Genomic DNA, 17,924 nt, shown 5'->3' on the forward strand with positions numbered 1-17,924 from the left:
GCCCGGCGGCCCGAGCCGAATCAGCGCTGGACGCGATAGGGCTCATCCATGACCACGAAGCGCTTCTCGACCAGCGCCTCGTCGATCCAGGCCTTGACGCCGGGCAGCTGCTGCACGCGTTCGATGTAGGCCGTGATGTCCGCCGGCACGGGCAGCGCGAAGGTCTTGATGCGCACGCCGACCGGTGCGAAGTAGGCGTCGGCGATGCCGAAGTCGCCGAAGAGCATAGGCCCGCCGTGCGCTTTCAAGAGGCCGCTCCACATCTGCACGATGCGCGCGAGGTCGGCGCGCACCTGGGGCTGGTCGCGCAGGATGATGCGGCCCTGTTCGCGCAGGTCGGCCTCGATGTTCATGCCGCAGTGGTTGCGCAGCGCGCCGAATCCGGCATGCATCTCGGCGCAGACGCTGCGTGCGTGCGCGCGGCGAGCCTTGTCACGCGGCCAGAGCGATTTGTCGGGGTGGTTCTCGGCCAGGTATTCGCAGATGGCCAGGGTGTCGTAGACGACGATGTCGCCGTCGACCAGCACCGGCACCCGGCCGGCCGGGTTGATGGCCTCGACGGTCTTCTTGAAGTGCGAGTCCGGATCGAACGCGGTGCCGTCGGCATCGAAGGGCACCATGACCTCGTCGAAGGCGATGCCGGCCTGCTTCATCAGCACCCACGGGCGCATCGACCAGGACGAGTAGTTCTTGTTGCCGATATAGAGCTGGGGCATGGCCATCCTTCCGCAAATCCCACGATGCTAGCGGCCGGCCGCGGCGCGATTGATGCCGAAGGCGCGCCGGATTGATGCTCAGCGGCGCTGGTCGTCGTTGGCGGCGTTGTCCGAGCGCCTGGCGTCGTCGCCGGGCGAGACGATCACGCGGCGCTTGCCGTCGTCGGCCGGCGGGCCGACCACGCGCTCGATGGCCTTCACGAACTGGGGCACCAGTGCGAGCACGGCCAGCGCGAGAAGGGTGCTGAGCACGGCCGTGACTTCGCGGCCGAGTCCGCAGGCCATGCCGATGGCAGCCGTCATCCACAGGCCGGCCGCGGTGGTGAGGCCCTGCACCTGTTGTTCGTCCTTGCCCTGCTTGAGGATGGTGCCGGCGCAGAGAAAGCCGACGCCGGCGACCAGGCCCTGGATCACGCGGCTCATGTCGGCCGGCTCGATGCCGGACTGCTGCGGGATCAGCACGAACATCGCCGAGCCGATCGCCACCAGCATGTGGGTGCGCACGCCGGCGGCTTTGCCTTGCTGCTCGCGTTCGAAGCCGAGCGCGAAGCCCAGGATCGCGGCCAGCACCAGGCGCACCACGATGCGGGTGACCTGTGCGATGTCGCCGACGTCCGAGAACTCGGTGGCGATCGTGTCGGTGACCGCGTCCCACCAGCTCAAGAGTCACCCCCAGCCGGCTGTGCGGTGTGGCTCACGACACTAGCCGGGGCAATGGTCAAGGCAGGTCCTTGTTGGGCTCCGGCTCGGCGGCGTTGCGCGGGCCCACGGAGCCCAGGCGGTCTTTGAGCGACTGGGGGCGGCCGGTGATCAGCGCGGCGTAGTTGGTGGTGTTGGCCAGCACCTTCTTGACGTAGTCGCGCGTCTCGTTGAAGGGCACGTTCTCGGCCCAGATGGCGGCTTCCATGACCGGGCCGTTGCGCCAGCTGCGCGGCCGCCCGGGGCCGGCGTTGTAGGCGGCGGCGGCCAGGGCCATGGAGCCGTCGAAGTCGTCGAGCGCGAGCTTCAGGTAGTTGGTGCCGATGGTGATGTTGGTGTCGCGGTCGTTGATCTGGTTGGGCGTGAAGCCGTTCATGCCGATCTTGCGGGCGGTCCAGCGCGCGGTGGCGGGCATCACCTGCATCAGGCCCGAGGCGCCGACGCCGGAGCGGGCGTCCATGATGAAGCGGCTTTCCTGCCGGATCAGGCCGTAGACGTAGGCGGGGTCGAGGCCGATTTCCTGGCTTTTCTGCAGCACCGTGTCGTGAAAGGGCATGGGGAAGCGTTGCTCCGCATCGATGGCGCCCTTGGTTCGCTCGCTGGTGTTGATGCAGCGGTCCCACACCTCGCGCTGGCAGGCGAAGTCGGCGGCGGCCAGCAGCTCGCGGTCGCCCATGCCCCCCTTGTCGTGCAGGTTGGTGGCGTAGTTCCACTCGCGCACGCCTTCGGAGCGCAGGCCCAGTGAGATGGCGTAGAGGGCTCGGTTCAGCGACGGGTTGCCGCGCGCCGCAGCTTTTTCTTCCGCAGTGAGCGGGGCAGGGCGCGTCGGCGAACTCGCGCGCTGGCCCAGTTCTTCGAGGGCCAGCAGCTCGTAGAAGCCGCGCGTGCCGGCGATGGATTCGTAGAGCGCGCGGGCTTCGGCGCGGCGCTCGTCGCCGCCCTGGGCATCCAGGGCGCGGGCCTTCCAGTAGATCCAGGTCGGGTCTTTCTGGGTGGACTCTTCCATGGCATTGATGGCGGCGCGCACTTCCTTCCAGTTGCCGGTGCGCAGTGCGGCGCGTGTCTTCCAGGCCAGCATGTCGTCGGACAGGTCGGCGTTCTTGGTGACGTTGGCGAAGGCGCCGTTGGCAGCAGGCGAGAGCTTGACGGCGTACTGCCGGCCGATCGCGCCCCAGATCCAGTTGCGCTCCTCGGGCGAGAGCATCACGCTCCACTTGCTCTCGACTTGCGAGGCTGCCATGTCCGGGTCGGCGATGACCATCTTGATCAGCGCTAGCGTGACCAGCTCGCGGCGCTCCTTGCCGGGCGCGATGCCACGGCCGGCAAGAAACTTGGCCATGCTGGCGTTGAGCTCGTCGAACAGCGGCACGGCATCGGGCGAGGCCAGGTTGACGGCGGCGCGCGCGGCCTGCGGGCGGTTGGCCTCGATCGACAGGCGAGCCTTCTTCCATGCGTCGTTGGGCGACATCATGCGGGCCGAGATCAGGCGGTCGGCAGCGGTCAGGCAACCGTCGTCGAGCTCGCGCTGGCCCAGCCAGGTGCGGCGCACCTCGTCGGCCTGCGCAGCGTTGGGCGTGCCCGAACGCAGGGCGTCGACGAGCACGGCATAGCAGCGCACCTGCGGGTCGTCGTTCATGCGAAAGGCGGGGTGCAGCTGGGCGAAGCCGTCCCAGTCGCGGCGCTGGCCCAGCAGGATGAGCCAGTCGTTGCGAAGGCGGTCTTCCTGATACGTGCCAGCGTAGCGTGCGAGGAAGTCCTGCACCTCGAGCGCGCTGGCCTCGCCGAGCCGCGACTTGAGTTCCCAATACGCGGCCCAGGGCTCGAGCAGGTGGCCGCGTGCTTGCGGCAGCAGGGCGGAAAGGCGGGCCTTGTCGCCGCGCTGCGCGGCTTGCCTCATCTGCAGCACCACGTCGTCGTTTCCGCTTTGCGCACGCGCCGGCTGCAGCAGCGTGGCGGCTGCGAGGGCGAGTGGAAGAAGAAGGGTGGGGAAAGGAGCGCGGAGGAAGGTGCGCACCGGTGACAAAATGCTTGCGAACTGCATCGGGGGATTATGGACAAGTCAAAGGGCGCCGACACCTCGGCAACTGCCAACTTTCTCAAGCAACAGCTGCGTTCCGCACTGATCGAGCAGCGCCTTGCGATGCCTGACCGGCTGCAGCGTGCCGATCTGCTGCAACGCGTGATGCGCATCTGGCTGGTGGGCCGGCCCGACACGGTGATCGGTGCCTATTGGCCGATCAAGGGCGAGTTCGATCCGCTGCCCGCGCTGCACCGCTGGAAGGAAGACGGCGAACTGCAAGGCGAGCGGCAACGCCGCCGCATCGGCCTTCCGGTGGTGGACAAGGTGCACAAGACGCTGACCTTCCATGCGTGGTACCCGGGCTGCCCGATGGAGAACGACGCCTACGACATCCCCAAGCCCAAGGACACCGAGCTGATCGTGCCGACGCTGCTCTTCGTGCCCTGCCTGGGGTACAGCGCGGGCGGCTATCGGCTGGGCTATGGCGGCGGCTTCTACGACCGCACGCTGGCTGCGCTGGAGCCGCGGCCCTTCACGGTCGGGCTGGGCTTCACCAATGGCTTTCTCGACGACTTCGAGCCCGAGGCACACGATCTTCCTTTGGACGCGATCCTGAACGACAACGGGGTCGTCTGGCCTGTCTAGGCGCTTCCCCGCTCAGTCCATCTGATCGATGGTGTCGGGGTCCGGCACTTCGCCGATGGTCTCGCGCGTGATGGCGGCCTGCGCCTCCAGCCAGTCGCGAAAGGCCTGGATTTCCGGCCGCTGCGTGCTGCGCGGGCCGACCAGGAGCCAGTAGGCCATTGGTGAATCGAGGCCGTGCTGCGGCAGCACCTGCACCAGGTCGCCGTTGGCCAGGCTTTCGGCGATGAGCGAGCTGCGCGCCAGCACCACGCCTTGGCCGGCCAGCGCGGCCTGCACCATCTGGTAGGCGTAGTTGAAGTAGAGCCAGCGCTTGGGCTGGGCGCGCTGCAGTTCGTTCACGTCGAACCAGCGCCGCCAGGTCAGCCACTCGAGATGCGTGCGGTGCGCGTCGCCGGCTTCGATGAGCGTGAACTTCGCGATGTCGGCCGGCGACTTGATGGGCGGGCTGCTCTTGATCAGCCACGGGCTGGCCACCGGCGTGAGCGTCTCGCCGAAGAGGCGGATGGCGCCGCTCGGCATGCTGGAAGCCGGGCCGTAGCGCAGCGCGATGTCGATGTCCGCCAAGTCCATGTCGACCGCCGAATCGGTGGCGTCGATGCGGATGTCGATGTCGGGGTTGTCTCGCTGAAAGGCCTCGAGCCGCGGGATCAGCCACATCGACGCGAAGGACGCGAAGGTGGTGAGCGACACGCTCTTGCGCCCCGCGCTCTGCCGTATCTGCCGCACGGCGCCGTCGATGCGCGGCAGCGCCTGCTGCACCGCCAGCAGCAGTTGCGCACCGGCGCTGGTGAGCTCGACGGCACGCGTGTGGCGCAGGAACAGGCTCACGCCCACCTCTTCTTCAAGGGACTGGATCTGCCGGCTCACGGCCGACTGGGTGAGCGCCATCTCCTCGGCGGCGGCGCGGAAGTTCAGGTGCCGGGCCACCGCCTCGAAGGCGCGCAGATGGCCGGCCGAGATGGGGCGGGAGCGCAGGTGGGTCTGCGAGTACTGCATGGGAGAGTCCGATGCGGGTCGGCCCGATTGATGCGAAAGCGGAATCAGTAGGCTACCGCGTTTTCATTGGACCGCCAACGGAGGAGCGCCGATCATTCATTCCCGAAGCGCGATGTTGCGCTGATCTGGAGAAACCTCTTCCGTTCTCTTCCTTCTTAGGAGCCCAGTATGTCTGCCGTCTGCACCACCACCACCACGTTCCCGTCGTCCCCGGTCCTGGCCAAGCGCCCGGCCACCGTCCCGCCGGCCGTGCGCCGCGGTGCCTGGCAACTGGGCTACGGCGAGGCGACCAGCATCAAGGCCTCCAGCGCCAGCATCCTGCGCGTCCGCCAGGGCCGCGTGTGGGTGACGCGCGACGCCACCGCCCAGTGGGGCAGCGAAGACCTGGTGCTCGCACCGGGCGAGACGCTGCGCATCGAGGCCGGCGAACGCATCGTGATGGAGCCGTGGGACACCCATGGCGCCACCTACAGCTGGGACGCCGCGGCCTGAACGCCTGTTCCGTGACGTCGTTCTAGATATCGAGCCGGGGGCGCAGCGCGAGGAATTGCGCCAGCGCCTCCGCGCCGTCGAGCATGCACAAGTCCTCGACGTGATCGGTTTCCTCGACATGGGCCAGCCCCATGTCGAAGCGCAGGTAGCGGCGAACGTCGAGCGCACCTTCGTGCAGCACCTTCATCTCCACGTGCCGCGGATCGGCCTCGATCCGATCCAGCAGGCGCAGCACGTTTCCGCGCGGCCCCTCGATGTGATGGCAGAAGTGCATGCCGTCGAAAACCAGCAAGCCCGTGATCGACTCGTGCGCGTTGCGCGCGCGGGCCTGGGACACGATGTGGCCGACGGCGTCGGTCGGGCACTGGGGCGCCAGCAGGCTGCAGTAAAGGATCTCGTGAAGCGGCTCGGACATGCGGGGGATCGATGGGCGAGGGGAGTGTAGGAGTGCGCTTCCAGTTGCGAAATGTGAAAAGACATACGCCGTCCAGCCTATATTCCGGCGGTGAACTTCGAGGAACATCTCCAAGCCATTCCGCCGCCGGCGGGTGAGCATCCATGCCATCGCTGCGCCCTGCGCGGCAACTCTGCCTTCCTGCCGGTCTCGGCAGAAGACCTGCGCGTCATCGAGTCCTTCCGCAATGGGGCGCGCGTGGTGGAAGCAGGCCGGCCGGTGATCGAGGAAGACCGCCCGAGCCCGCAGCTCTACACCATCTATTCGGGCTGGGCGTTCCGCTACAAGACGCTGAGCGACGGCCGCCGCCAGATCCTCGGCTTCCTGCTGCCGGGCGACTTCATCGGCCTGCAGGACGAATTCGCCGACAGCCATACGCACGGCGTGGAAGCCGTCACCGACGTCACGCTCTGCACCTTCGTACGCGAACGGCTGTGGCCGCTGTTCCAGGCGCAACCGAAGCTGGGTTACCACATCACCTGGCTGGCCGCGCGCGAAGAGAAGATGGTCGACGACAACCTGGTCACGGCCGGCCGGCGCAACGCGGCCGAACGGGTCGCGATGCTGCTGATGCACTTGTACCGCCGTGCCGAGCGCGTGGGCATGGCGCGCGAAGGCTGGGTGGAGTTTCCGTTCAATCAGCAGCACATCGCCGACGCGCTGGGCCTGTCGCTGGTGCACACCAACAAGACGTTGCGGCGCCTGCAGCGGCTCGGCCTGTATCGGCTGGAAGGCGGCTGGCTGCGCATCATGGAGCCGCATGCGCTCGAGGCGCTGGGCGACTACTTCGAGCGTCCGTTGCAGCCCACACCGTTGATCTGATCGGGCCGCTGGCTTGCCGGGTGGTCACGGGCTTCGCGTATCGTAGAGGCCCGTCTGCATTTGCAGGCGCTGCCACCCACCCGGCGCCCTGCCGGCCAATCCCCTGACCGCCGCCGCCCACCCGTGAAGCTCCTGCCCCGTCTGCGCCAGATCGCCATGGTCGGCGGCGTCGAAACCTTCGGCGTCGCCATCGGCGGCATTGCCGGCCTGCTCATCGTCAACGTGCTGCCGAAGGACCAATACGCGGCCTACACCTTCCTCGTCGCCTGCATGACGCTGATCCTGGGCGTCACCGACCTGGGCCTGGCCCATTGCTGCCTGCCCATCGTCGGTCAGCGCGCGGGCGAGCGGAACTGGGTGGTGGGCGTGTGCCACCAGGTTTTTCGCAAGCGCTGGTACCTGCTCGGGCTGGGGCTGGCAGTGGTGGTGCCCTATTGGTTCTACAGTTCGCAGCAGCATGCGTGGTCGGGCTGGCCGTACTGGGTGGCGTCGCTGATGATGGTGTCGGTGGTGCTGCTCACGCTGCGGGAACACTACGCCAGCACCGTGCTGCTGATCCTGAGCCAGATCTCCACGCTGAACCGCGTGGCCTTCAGCGCGCACAGCGTGCGCATCGGCTTCGTGGGGCTCGTGCTGCTGCTGCCGATCACTTCGTGGTCGGTGGTGGGCATCGTGGCAGCGACCGCCGCGGGCAGCTTCGTCAGCGTGCTGCTCTATCGCAAGGCCTTCCGGCGCACCGAGGTGCCCGATGCACGCCTCGACGGCGAGCCGGCGCGCAAGGTGGACAGCGAAATCATCCGCATCGCCAAGCCGCTGGTGCTGCCGGGCATCTTCTACCAGGTGCAGGGAGTCATCACCGTGTTCCTGGTGTCGCTGTTCGGCACCGCCAACATGCTGGCCGAGGTCGGCGCCTTCGGCCGGCTGGCCATGGTGTTGATCGTGGTCGACCGCGTCACCAACGTGCTGCTGTTCCCGGCCATCGCCCGCGCGCCCATGGGGCCGCGGCTGGGCACCATCGTCGCGCAGTCGCACATCGCCTACATCGCGATGGGCTCGCTGGTGCTGCTCACGGCCTTCTTCGTTCCGGACTGGTGGATCCTGCTGCTGGGCAAGCAGTACGCGAGCATGGCGCCGCTGGTGTGGATGGTGTTCCTGGCCTCGATCGTCATGAACGCCTCGGGCTTTGCGTTCCGCACGTTGTCGGTACGCGGCGCGACCTCGGGGCAGACGTACAGCATCGCGGTGACGCTGATCACGCAGGTGCTCTTCCTGTGGCTGGTGGGCATCAGCGACCTGCGCTCGGTGCTGTGGTTCGGCATCGCGACCGCCCTGGCCAACTTCGGCTACCAGTACGCGCTGCTCGCGGCGCGCTGGGTGGGCTGGCGGCGCGAGCCGCTGCCCGAGGACGCGACTCAGGCGCGCCTGTAGACCCGCCCGATCGCCGCGGCGATCTTGAGTGCCCGTTCGTTCTTGCGCAACTCGCCGTCCGAGTACACGCGGATCGGCGCGTTGGCGTAGCGCCAGTACCACTTGCTCGCAGCCGAGGGCGGCCGCCCCTTCAGCGCATGGCCGATGAAGCCGCCGTGCCACGGCTTGATCGAGCCGATGGCGTGCGAGAGGTAGTAGCCGCCGGGCGCGAAGTCCATGGCTTCAGGACCGGCGGTGTTGAGCGGCGCTTCGGTCACGGTCAGCGCGTAGTTGAGCGCGTCCTGGTCGGTGGAATGGAAGAGGGCGGCCGAGCCACCGGCCTTGAGCTGCTTGGCGCCTTCGTTGTAGTCGACCACCAGGTCGCACAGCCGCCGCCACAGGTCGAGAAACTCGAAGTGCGCGCGCGACACCGCGATGAAGCCGGCGTTGTAGTAGCGGTCGAGCCCGCGCCGCGGCGTGGCGCCGTGCGGCTCGAAGAAGCGGGCCCACAACAGGCGCTTGGGGTGCCGCGCCGGAAAGCACCAGTTCACGTCTTCGGCCAGCGAGATGCCGTCTTCGCTGAACCAGCCGCACAGCGAGGCCCAGTCGCACTTGACCACGATGTCGGGGTCGATGTAGGCCACGATGTCCGCCCCGGGCGAGTGCATTTCGAACATCTCGCGGATGAAAGTCGGCTTGTAGTAGGTGAAGTGCAGCGGCGTGTCGAGCTCCAGCATGCGCAGCACCAGGCCCGCGCCCACGGGAAACCGGCCACTGGCGCGGTCATAGGCCGGCGCATCGACGATCCAGCTGGGCAGGGCGCCCCGGTAGCCCACCCACAGTTCGCCCTGGTAGCCGGAGGCGATCAGCGAATTGGCCAGCGCCGCCACGCCGTAGTGGTAGTTCTTCTCGAAAAGCGTGCAGAGGGTGATGTTCATGGAGGGCTGAGGGCCGGGGAAATCTTGCGGGCGATGTGCGCGAGAGTGTAAACAAATGTTGTACTCGTGCTGCAGCGCATCCGCTCTACGGCCGGTTGGCCTGTGACGGATGCCTCAAAGCGCGGCGGCCAGTTGGTCCAGATCGCGCTCGTAGGCCTGCAGGCGTCGCACGGCCTGCTCGCGCTGGCGAGCGCTGGTGCTGTTGTGCAGCTCCGCCAGATTGCGGCAGCCTTCCTGCTGCAGCGCCTCCGCATGGTCGCGCCAGGCGCCGGGCGGCGGGCTGGCGATGTGCAGCACGTAGGTGTGGATGGCGGCACGCGCCTCGGTCGGCGTGGTGCGCACCTGCTGGAAACGGCGCAGCAGGGTCAGCGCTTCCTGCTGGCGCGTTCGGCGCTCCCGGTCGAGCAGCCGCGGGTCGAACACCGACTGGGCCACCTGCGTCTTCAGCAGCTCGCGCTGGGCCGGCTCAAGCGGGCCGTAGAAGTCTTCGTTGCGCTCCAGGAAGCGGTCGAAGCGCTTTTCCTGCCAGCGCGCCGGCGTGCGGTCGAGCCATTCCTTGCGGTAGTCGGCATTGTTCTTCTCGTACTTGCGCTCGAGCTGCTGCAGCTGCGCCGAGCCCAGGCTCAGCGCCAGGGTGGTGCCGGGGCCCTCCGCCTGCACCGCCACGGCGAGCAGGCGTTCACGAATACGGTCGGCGAAGCCGCAGGCCTGCTGCGGCGTGATGTCGCCCGGCGCCAGCGCCTGGGCCTCGCGCAGGAGGGCAGCCACCTTGGGCAACTCGTTGCGGCGGTGCCAGGCCAGCAGCTCGGCCAGCTCGTCGCGCACGCGCGGGGTCTGCGAGCCGTCGAAGTCGAGGTAGCCGTCCAGCCACCAGTAGCTCAGCTCGGGCAGGTTGTTGTAGGCCAGCTTGATCGTGCTGCAGGCGCCGAGCACGATCGTTGCAAGCACCACGCCGATAATTCGCGCCACCCAGAAGCAACGCAGTCGAGAAAGCATGAACAGGACTCCACAGGACAACCAGGAACCGGTCGACGTCGTCATCATGGCCGCAGGCAAAGGCACGCGCATGAAAAGCAGCCTGCCCAAAGTGTTGCATCGTTTGGGCGGGCGTGCGCTGGTGGCCCATGTGGTCGACACGGCCGGGCGCGTCGGCGCCCGCCAGGTCGTGGTGGTCACGGGCCACGGCGCCACGGACGTCGAAGCGGCATTGGCCCAAGGCGTGGCCGGCGTGGTGCCGCAGTTCGCGCGCCAGGTGCCGCAGCTGGGCACCGGCCATGCGTTGCAGCAGGCGGCGCCACTGCTGGCCGACGACGGCATCGTGGTGGTGTTGTCGGGCGACGTGCCCCTGATCGGCGAGGCCACGCTGCGCGACTTGGTCGCCCAGAGCGCAGGCCGCCGGCTCGCGCTGCTCACCATCGAGGCCGACGACCCGACCGGCTACGGCCGCATCGTGCGCGCGCCCGATCCCGAGGGCGAAGGCGAGATCCAGGCGATCGTCGAGGAAAAAGACGCCAACGAGGCGCAGCGTGCGATCCGCGAGGTCTACACCGGCGTGATGGCCGTGCCCACCCAGTTGCTGCGGCCCTGGCTCGCGCGGCTGGACAACCGCAACGCGCAGGGCGAGTTCTACCTGACCGACGTGGTCGGCCTGGCCACGGTCGACGGCGTGCCGGTGGTGACGCATCGCATCGACGACCTGCTCGAAGTGGCCGGGGTCAACACGCCCGTTCAGCTGGCGGGGCTGGAGCGTGCCTTTCAGCGCCGCCAGGCCGACGCGCTGCTCGAGCAGGGCGTGCGCCTGGCCGACCCGGCACGCATCGACGTGCGTGGCAGCCTGGTCTGCGAAGCCGACGTGGAGATCGACGTCAACTGCATCTTCGAAGGCGCCGTCTCGCTCGGCGCCGGCGTGCGCGTGGGGGCCAATTGCGTGATCGCCAATGCACGCATCGACACCGGCGCGGTGATCCATCCCTTCACCCACATCGACGGCGAGAAGGCCGGCGCCACCGTGGGCGTGGCTGCGCGCATCGGCCCCTTCGCGCGGCTGCGGCCCGGTGCGCGGCTCGGGGCCGAAGTGCACATCGGCAACTTCGTCGAGGTCAAGAATTCGACGCTGGCCGCCGGTGCCAAGGCCAACCACCTGGCCTACCTGGGCGATGCCACGGTGGGCGAGCGCGTCAACTACGGCGCCGGCAGCATCACCGCCAACTACGACGGCGCCAACAAGCACCGCACCGTGATCGGCGACGACGTGCACGTGGGCAGCAACTGCGTGCTGGTGGCGCCGATCACCATCGGCGCCGGTGGCACCGTGGGCGGGGGCTCGACCGTGACGAAGAGCACCGAGCCGGGATCGTTGACGGTGTCGCGAGGCCGGCAGGTCAGCATTCCCGACTGGAAACGCCCCAAAAAGAAGTAGCCGCGCGGCTTTGGGAGGCGCGGCCGCCGGCGCCTATGCGCCGAGCGTCGGCAGCGGCATCCGCGTGTCGAACTTCGCGCGCTTCACGCTGAAGAAGGCCTTGACGTTGCGCACGTTCGCATCGGTGGTGAACAAGCGCTGGGCGAGCGCCTGATAGCCCGGCATGTCTCGCACCGTCGCGATGAGGATGAAGTCGGGGCCGGGCGAAACGCGGTAGCACTGCTGCACGGCCGCGTCCGCCACGACGCGGTCCTCGAAGGCGTCGAGCGCGGCCGCGTCCTGGCGGTCCAGTGAAATCTCGATCACGGCGGTGAGCAAGCCTCCAATGCGATCCGGGTCGACGATCGCGACCTCGCGGGCGATCCAGCCGCTTTCGCGCAGCCGCCGAACACGGCGCAGGCAGGTGGCGGGCGACAAATCGAAGCGCTCGGCCAGCGATTGGTTGCTGGCCGAGGCATCGTCCTGCAGGGCGTTGAGTAGAGCAATGTCTACATCATCCATGGCTAAAAAGTTCATATCCAAGCGTTGATTGGAATTTTATTTCAACAAATGAGAGTGATGAAATTTATAGCCAAATATCGTATTCGATTGACGACAAATTTCTAGCCGACCCGCCTACGATCCTGCCTCTTTCCCTCAGCAGGAGTACTTCCATGTGTGGCATCGTCGGCGCCGTCTCCAGCCGCAACATCGTTCCCATCCTCGTCCAAGGCCTGCAGCGGCTCGAATACCGCGGCTACGACTCCTGTGGCGTGGCCGTCCACGCGAGCGGCCTGCAGCGGGCCCGCACCACCGCCCGCGTTGCCGACCTGCTGACCCAGGTCGCGGAGGACCACATCGAAGGCGGCACCGGCATCGCCCACACCCGCTGGGCCACGCACGGCGCCCCGGCCGTGCACAACGCGCACCCCCACTTCAGCCACGGCCCCGGCGAGGACGCCGGCACCGCACGGCCCGGCCGTGTGGCCCTGGTGCACAACGGCATCATCGAGAACCACGAGGCGCTGCGTGCCAGGCTGCAGGCCAAGGGCTACCGCTTCGAGAGCCAGACCGACACCGAGGTCATCGCGCATCTCGTCGACAGCCACTACGACGGCGACCTGTTCGAGGCCGTCAAGGCCAGCGTGCTGCAGCTGCAGGGCGCCTACGCCATCGCCGTGATGTGCCGCGACGAGCCGCACCGGGTGGTCGGCGCCCGTGCCGGCTCGCCGCTGATCCTCGGCCTCGGCAAGGAGGGCGGCGAGAACTTCCTGGCCAGCGATGCCATGGCCCTGGCCGGCGTCACCGACCAGATCGTGTATCTGGAAGAGGGCGACGTGGTCGACCTGCAACCGGGCCGCCACTGGATCGTCGACCGCGCTCACAAGCCCGTCACGCGCAAGGCACGCACCGTGCTCGCGCACAGCGGCGCGGCCGAGCTGGGCCCGTACCGCCACTACATGCAGAAGGAAATCTTCGAGCAGCCGCGCGCCATCGGCGACACGCTCGAAGGCATCGAGGGCATCGTGCCCGAGCTATTCGACGGCGCGGGCCAGGACGGCGCGCCCGGTGCCGCGGCGTGGCGTGTCTTCAAGGACATCGACAAGGTCCTCATCCTCGCGTGCGGCACCAGCTACTACAGCGGCTGCACCGCCAAGTACTGGCTCGAGGGCATCGCGAAGATCCCGACCCAGGTCGAGATCGCCAGCGAGTACCGCTACCGCGACTCCGTGCCCGACCCGACGACGTTGGTCGTCACCATCAGCCAGTCGGGCGAGACAGCCGACACGCTGGCCGCCTTGCGGCATGCGCGGTCGCTGGGCATGGAGCAGACCCTCACCGTGTGCAACGTCGCGACCAGCGCGATGGTGCGCGAATGCAAGCTGGCCTACATCACGCGCGCCGGCGTCGAGATCGGCGTGGCGTCGACCAAGGCCTTCACCACGCAGCTGGCGGGCCTGTTCCTGCTGACGCTCGCGCTGGCCCAGGCCAAGAATCGGCTAGGCGAGGCAGACGAGGCGCGCTACCTCAAGGAGATGCGCCACCTGCCCGTCGCGCTCCAGTCGGTGCTGGCGCTGGAGCCCCAGATCATCAGCTGGGCCGAAGACTTCGCACGCAAGGAAAACGCCCTGTTCCTGGGCCGCGGCCTGCACTACCCGATCGCGCTCGAAGGCGCGCTCAAGCTCAAGGAAGTGACCTACATCCACGCCGAGGCCTACGCCGCCGGCGAACTCAAGCACGGCCCGCTGGCGCTGGTGACCAGCGAGATGCCTGTGGTGGCGGTGGCGCCCAACGACGCCCTGCTCGAAAAGCTCAAGAGCAACCTGCAGGAAGTGCGCGCGCGCGGCGGCGTGCTCTACGTGCTGGCCGACGGTGACACGCACATCGAAAGCGGCGAGGGCCTGCACGTCATCCGCATGCCCGAGCACTATGGCGCGCTGTCGCCGATGCTGCACGTTGTGCCGCTGCAGCTGCTGGCGTATCACACGGCGTGTGCGCGGGGCACGGACGTGGACAAGCCGCGGAACCTGGCGAAGAGTGTGACGGTGGAGTAGGGCGCGCCGGTAGCTTCGGGGCTGGCGTAGGTTTCCTAAAGTTGTGGTCCTTTTCTCCCTGTGAGGACCCCCAGATTTACTAAGAAAATGAGTTGTGGTCATTTTTGACTAAGGGAACTGGGTTTGCTCGCTCCGCCAACGAACGGGGCGCCGAACGCTCGAGCTACCCAAAGCACGACAGTCTCCTAAGCTCAGACCCTTTCGGCAGACGGCAGCACCCCGTCCAACTCGAGCCGGAAGGCGTAGCGCGGGCGGCTTGCCGCATGCTTCTGGACCGCGAAGGACAGTGCGTGCGATTTTCCAGCCTTGCGCTCTCCTCGTGGCTCGGAAGTGATCGCGAAGTCGCGTTTGCTCCAGTATCTTTCGAGAGGATCGACAGAATTGTCGCGGTGGCCATTCGACAAATCTAAAGTGATTCGTGGGGCGTGTCGACCCTGAACGCGTGCCGGTACCGCGCCGTCGACGAGCGACCTGCTAGCTTTCGCGCGACCGACCGTGCAGGACCGGCGCAAGGTAGGGCGCCGTGACGCTGCTTGCCGAAGCAGCCACATGCGCAGGCAGTCCTGCCACTACCACGCGGCCGCCTTCGTGGCCTGCGCCCGGCCCCATGTCGATCACCCAATCGCACGCCGCCACGACCCGCATGTCGTGCTCCACCACGATCACCGTGTTACCCGCAGCGACCAGGCCGTTGAGTTGCAGCATCAGCTTGTCGACGTCGGAGGGATGAAGTCCGGTCGTCGGTTCGTCAAGCACGTAAAGACCGCTGCCACGTTGCGCGCGCTGCAACTCCGTGGCGAGCTTGATGCGTTGTGCCTCTCCGCCCGAAAGCTCGGTGGCGGGCTGGCCCAGGCGCAGGTAGCCAAGCCCGATGGCCTGCAACAGTATCAGCGGGCGCTCCACCGCAGGTTCGTCGATGAAGAAGCCGACGGCTTCGTCGACGGTCATGCGGAGAATGTCAGCGATGCTTTTGTCACGCCAGCGGATGGCGAGCGTTTTCTCGTTGTATCGCGCGCCGTGGCAGGTCGGGCAGGGCGCGTAGACACTGGGCATGAACAGCAATTCCACGCTGACGAATCCTTCGCCCTCGCAGGTGTCGCACCGCCCCTTGGCTACGTTGAAGGAGAAGCGGCCTGCATCGAAGCGCCGCGCCCTGGCCGCGGGCGTGGCGGCGAACAGCTTGCGCACATGGTCGAACAACCCGGTGTAGGTGGCGAGGTTCGAACGCGGCGTACGGCCGATCGGCTTCTGGTCGACATGCACCAGCCTGCGCAGCGATTCCGCGCCGCGGGCGATGTGACCCGTCACGCGGTCCTGCGCCGCTGCCTCGATCCGGTCTTCCTCGTCCTGTGGCCCCTCGTGGCCGAGGTGCGCGGCGACGAGTTCCGTCAAGGCCCGCGTGACCAGGCTCGATTTGCCGGAACCCGAAACACCGGTGACGGCCGTGAGCACGCCGAGCGGAAACTCGATGTCGAGTCTGCTCAGGTTGTTGCAACTGACTTGCGCCAGGGCGAGCCAGCCCGCGGGCTCGCGCGGCGTGCGAGGCGGCGGTGGCGCCGTGTCGAACAGGTAGCGCGCGGTATGCGAGGTCTCGACCGCTCGAAGTCCGGCCGGCGGACCGCTGAAGAGCACCTGGCCTCCCTTTTCGCCGGCATCGGGGCCGACATCGACGAGCCAGTCAGCGCGCCGCATGATGTCGAGGTCGTGCTCGACGACGAAGAGCGAATTGCCGGCCGCCTTGAGTCGGTCCAGCGCAGTCAGCAGAGCCTCGCTGTCTGCAGGGTGCAGGCCGGCGGAGGGTTCGTCGAGGACATAGACGACCCCGAACAGATTCGAGCGGATCTGCGTGGCCAGTCGCATCCGTTGCTGTTCGCCGGGCGACAGCGTTGGCGTGAGGCGGTCGAGCGACAGATAGCCGAGCCCGAGTTCCAGCAGAGTCGTGACGCGCCGGAGCACATCGTGGGCGATGCGTTGGGCAGCGATGCGTTTTTCCTCCGAGAGTGCCGGCGTGTTCCGCACGTCCGGAGCGCCAAGATGGGCCGACCCGCCAGCGGCTGCGCGCTTCGCCGTGGCGCGCCTGGCCGCGTCACGGCTGAGCACGTTGGCGTCGGGCTTCCCGGAAAAGGAGCCGCCCGCTGCCGGTGCCAGCACGCTCGCCAGTTCGGACAGCGGCAGTTGCGACAACGTGCCGATGTCTTTGCCCGCGAAAGTCACCGACAAGGCCTCGCGCTTCAGCCGGCGTCCCTTGCAGGTGGGGCAGGTACTGGGCTCCATGAACCGGGCGACGCGCTTTTTCATGAGGTCGCTCTGCGTGGTCGCAAAGGTGTGCAGTACGTATTTGCGGGCGCCCGTGAAGGTTCCCTGGTAGCTCGGTTCCATCTTGCTGCGCAGTGCGGCGCGTGTTTCTGCGGGCGTGAATCCCGCGTACACCGGCACCGTCGGCTGATCGTCCGTGAAGAGGATCCAGTCGCGCACCTTCCTCGGCAGGGCGCGCCACGGCGTGTCGACGTCATGGCCCAGCGTCACGAGGATGTCGCGCAGGTTCTGCCCATGCCATGCGGGCGGCCAGGCAGCGATGGCCCGTTCGCGAATCGTCAGCGAATCGTCCGGAACCATCGTTCGTTCCGTGACCTCGTAGGTGCGCCCCAGCCCGTGGCATGTAGGACACGCGCCCTGCACCGTGTTGGGCGAGAAGTCTTCGGCGTACAGCATCGGCTGGCGCGGAGGGTAGGTGCCCGCGCGCGAATAGAGCATGCGCAGGGAGTTCGAAATCGTCGTCACGCTCCCGACGGAAGAACGCGCGCTGGGCGTGGCCCGCTGCTGCTGCAACGCTACGGCAGGCGGCAGGCCTGTGATCGAATCGAATTCGGGCACGCCGGCCTGGTCGATGAGACGGCGTGCATAGGGTGCAACCGATTCGAGGTAGCGCCGCTGCGCTTCGGCGTAGAGCGTGCCGAAGGCCAGCGAGGACTTGCCCGAACCCGAAACGCCGCTGAACACGACCAATGCATCGCGTGGCAAGTCGACGTCCACATTCTTCAGGTTGTGTTCGCGTGCGCCGCGGACCCGGACACATGGGTCTGTCCGTGGGCGGTCTTTGCTCTGCTCGGGATCGTCAACCATGGGACCCTTTCTGTGGCGTCGTTCGTCGGGTCGCTACGGCAGGCGGCACCTGCGCAGGCTCTGCATGCACCTTGCACTTTGTCGCACGGCTGCCTTGTAAGTCGCGGCCGCATCCGCGCACACGAACGGAGCTCGCCTCGCTCCGCCAGGCAAGCACGTCGAGTGGCGGCTCGATGACCGAAGCGTGCGCACCGAAATGAAGAACGTTGCAGCCTTTACGATGGCTGCCCTGGGACAATGCAGGTCCAGTATGCTGTCACGCACGATCCGCAGAGTGCGGCCTTCGATGTCCGAAATCCCATTGCATCTAGCGGGCAGGCTGGCGGCTCCCCGCGCACTGCGTCGCGAGATAGCCGACCGTCAGCGGCGCCGGCGTAAATCGCGGATCGTCGCCGTGGCCCGGGTCGAGTCGATGCACCCTGGAGGCGCTGCCGCGATGCACGCCACGTGCCTGCGCCTGACGCGCAAGAAGCTCGGCCAGCGCCTGTAGGCGGCGACATGGTATTGGCACTAACGGTGGTGAACCGAGCTGATTTGCTGGATCCCGACTGGAACGGACCTGTAGCCACCGCGCTGCGGGCGGCAGCTAGACAGCTGTCCCGGCGTCTTGGTTTCAAGAATCAGTTCCCGCCTGAGCCGATGACACACTGCGTGTCTGT

General features: G+C 67.5%; 15 protein-coding genes. 6 read left to right on the forward strand and 9 right to left on the reverse strand.

From position 1 onward, the window contains the following. Positions 1–20: 20 nt before the first annotated feature. The 3 genes from B0W80_RS12125 to B0W80_RS12135 all read right to left on the reverse strand — a co-directional run bounded on the left by B0W80_RS12125 (position 21) and on the right by B0W80_RS12135 (position 3,456). Positions 21–716, reverse strand: a complete 696-nt coding sequence (locus tag B0W80_RS12125; protein ID WP_076999428.1) for a glutathione S-transferase family protein — start codon at positions 714–716, stop codon at positions 21–23. 78 nt (positions 717–794) lie between these two features. Continuing rightward, the gene (locus B0W80_RS12130; RefSeq protein WP_076999391.1) at positions 795–1,379 is read right to left on the reverse strand and encodes an MgtC/SapB family protein; all 585 of its coding nucleotides are present in this window, start codon (positions 1,377–1,379) and stop codon (positions 795–797) included. A gap of 55 nt (positions 1,380–1,434) precedes the next feature. Beyond that, complete coding sequence (locus B0W80_RS12135) at positions 1,435–3,456, reverse strand: lytic transglycosylase domain-containing protein (protein WP_076999392.1); 2,022 nt, start codon at positions 3,454–3,456, stop codon at positions 1,435–1,437. 9 nt (positions 3,457–3,465) lie between these two features. Between B0W80_RS12135 and B0W80_RS12140 the strand changes: the two genes are divergently transcribed. After that, positions 3,466–4,080: a 5-formyltetrahydrofolate cyclo-ligase gene (locus B0W80_RS12140; protein ID WP_076999393.1), complete on the forward strand. Its 615-nt coding sequence runs from the start codon at positions 3,466–3,468 to the stop codon at positions 4,078–4,080. Positions 4,081–4,092: 12 nt separating this feature from the next. On the opposite strand, the gene B0W80_RS12145 is transcribed toward B0W80_RS12140, so the two are convergent. Then, complete coding sequence (locus tag B0W80_RS12145; protein WP_076999394.1) at positions 4,093–5,076, reverse strand: LysR substrate-binding domain-containing protein; 984 nt, start codon at positions 5,074–5,076, stop codon at positions 4,093–4,095. A gap of 168 nt (positions 5,077–5,244) precedes the next feature. Here B0W80_RS12145 and B0W80_RS12150 point away from each other — a divergent pair, with 168 nt between their 5' ends. After that, the gene (locus B0W80_RS12150) at positions 5,245–5,568 is read left to right on the forward strand and encodes a DUF2917 domain-containing protein (RefSeq protein WP_076999395.1); all 324 of its coding nucleotides are present in this window, start codon (positions 5,245–5,247) and stop codon (positions 5,566–5,568) included. 22 nt (positions 5,569–5,590) lie between these two features. Here B0W80_RS12150 and B0W80_RS12155 read toward each other — a convergent pair whose 3' ends face one another. Continuing rightward, positions 5,591–5,983 (reverse strand): BLUF domain-containing protein, encoded by a 393-nt coding sequence (locus tag B0W80_RS12155; protein WP_076999396.1) that lies wholly within the window; start codon positions 5,981–5,983, stop codon positions 5,591–5,593. A 90-nt stretch (positions 5,984–6,073) separates the two neighbouring features. Here B0W80_RS12155 and B0W80_RS12160 point away from each other — a divergent pair, with 90 nt between their 5' ends. Then, positions 6,074–6,844 (forward strand): Crp/Fnr family transcriptional regulator, encoded by a 771-nt coding sequence (locus B0W80_RS12160; RefSeq protein WP_083745336.1) that lies wholly within the window; start codon positions 6,074–6,076, stop codon positions 6,842–6,844. Positions 6,845–6,967: 123 nt separating this feature from the next. Then, positions 6,968–8,272, forward strand: a complete 1,305-nt coding sequence (locus tag B0W80_RS12165) for a lipopolysaccharide biosynthesis protein (RefSeq protein ID WP_076999397.1) — start codon at positions 6,968–6,970, stop codon at positions 8,270–8,272. On the opposite strand, the gene B0W80_RS12170 is transcribed toward B0W80_RS12165, so the two are convergent. Both B0W80_RS12170 and B0W80_RS12175 read right to left on the reverse strand, forming a co-directional pair. Continuing rightward, positions 8,257–9,189, reverse strand: a complete 933-nt coding sequence (locus B0W80_RS12170) for a hypothetical protein (protein ID WP_076999398.1) — start codon at positions 9,187–9,189, stop codon at positions 8,257–8,259. The two genes, B0W80_RS12165 and B0W80_RS12170, sit on opposite strands and share 16 nt — an antisense overlap. Positions 9,190–9,303: 114 nt before the next feature. Then, positions 9,304–10,185 (reverse strand): DUF6279 family lipoprotein, encoded by an 882-nt coding sequence (locus B0W80_RS12175; protein ID WP_256856555.1) that lies wholly within the window; start codon positions 10,183–10,185, stop codon positions 9,304–9,306. Between B0W80_RS12175 and glmU the strand changes: the two genes are divergently transcribed. Beyond that, on the forward strand, positions 10,184–11,608 hold the full coding sequence (gene glmU / locus B0W80_RS12180) for a bifunctional UDP-N-acetylglucosamine diphosphorylase/glucosamine-1-phosphate N-acetyltransferase GlmU (protein ID WP_076999399.1): 1,425 nt from the start codon (positions 10,184–10,186) through the stop codon (positions 11,606–11,608). The two genes, B0W80_RS12175 and glmU, sit on opposite strands and share 2 nt — an antisense overlap. 33 nt (positions 11,609–11,641) lie before the next feature. On the opposite strand, the gene B0W80_RS12185 is transcribed toward glmU, so the two are convergent. Next, complete coding sequence (locus B0W80_RS12185; RefSeq protein WP_076999400.1) at positions 11,642–12,124, reverse strand: Lrp/AsnC family transcriptional regulator; 483 nt, start codon at positions 12,122–12,124, stop codon at positions 11,642–11,644. Between the two features lie 137 nt (positions 12,125–12,261). Between B0W80_RS12185 and glmS the strand changes: the two genes are divergently transcribed. After that, positions 12,262–14,142: a glutamine--fructose-6-phosphate transaminase (isomerizing) gene (gene glmS, locus B0W80_RS12190; protein ID WP_076999401.1), complete on the forward strand. Its 1,881-nt coding sequence runs from the start codon at positions 12,262–12,264 to the stop codon at positions 14,140–14,142. A gap of 474 nt (positions 14,143–14,616) precedes the next feature. On the opposite strand, the gene B0W80_RS12195 is transcribed toward glmS, so the two are convergent. Beyond that, positions 14,617–17,265: an excinuclease ABC subunit UvrA gene (locus B0W80_RS12195; RefSeq protein WP_076999402.1), complete on the reverse strand. Its 2,649-nt coding sequence runs from the start codon at positions 17,263–17,265 to the stop codon at positions 14,617–14,619. Positions 17,266–17,924 lie beyond the last annotated feature (659 nt).

Source organism: Variovorax sp. KK3 (assembly GCF_001984055.1).
Lineage (GTDB): Bacteria > Pseudomonadota > Gammaproteobacteria > Burkholderiales > Burkholderiaceae_C > Variovorax.

What these genes read in the sequence shown, in the direction of transcription:
- B0W80_RS12125 (WP_076999428.1), bottom strand. Translation starts at nt 716, where the DNA reads ATGCCCCAGCTCTATATCGGCAACAAGAACTACTCGTCCTGGTCGATG.
- B0W80_RS12135 (WP_076999392.1), bottom strand. Translation starts at nt 3,456, where the DNA reads ATGCAGTTCGCAAGCATTTTGTCACCGGTGCGCACCTTCCTCCGCGCT.
- B0W80_RS12140 (WP_076999393.1), top strand. Translation starts at nt 3,466, where the DNA reads ATGGACAAGTCAAAGGGCGCCGACACCTCGGCAACTGCCAACTTTCTC.
- B0W80_RS12145 (WP_076999394.1), bottom strand. Translation starts at nt 5,076, where the DNA reads ATGCAGTACTCGCAGACCCACCTGCGCTCCCGCCCCATCTCGGCCGGC.
- B0W80_RS12150 (WP_076999395.1), top strand. Translation starts at nt 5,245, where the DNA reads ATGTCTGCCGTCTGCACCACCACCACCACGTTCCCGTCGTCCCCGGTC.
- B0W80_RS12155 (WP_076999396.1), bottom strand. Translation starts at nt 5,983, where the DNA reads ATGTCCGAGCCGCTTCACGAGATCCTTTACTGCAGCCTGCTGGCGCCC.
- B0W80_RS12170 (WP_076999398.1), bottom strand. Translation starts at nt 9,189, where the DNA reads ATGAACATCACCCTCTGCACGCTTTTCGAGAAGAACTACCACTACGGC.
- glmU (WP_076999399.1), top strand. Translation starts at nt 10,184, where the DNA reads ATGAACAGGACTCCACAGGACAACCAGGAACCGGTCGACGTCGTCATC.
- B0W80_RS12175 (WP_256856555.1), bottom strand. Translation starts at nt 10,185, where the DNA reads ATGCTTTCTCGACTGCGTTGCTTCTGGGTGGCGCGAATTATCGGCGTG.
- B0W80_RS12185 (WP_076999400.1), bottom strand. Translation starts at nt 12,124, where the DNA reads ATGAACTTTTTAGCCATGGATGATGTAGACATTGCTCTACTCAACGCC.
- glmS (WP_076999401.1), top strand. Translation starts at nt 12,262, where the DNA reads ATGTGTGGCATCGTCGGCGCCGTCTCCAGCCGCAACATCGTTCCCATC.
- B0W80_RS12195 (WP_076999402.1), bottom strand. Translation starts at nt 17,265, where the DNA reads ATGGTTGACGATCCCGAGCAGAGCAAAGACCGCCCACGGACAGACCCA.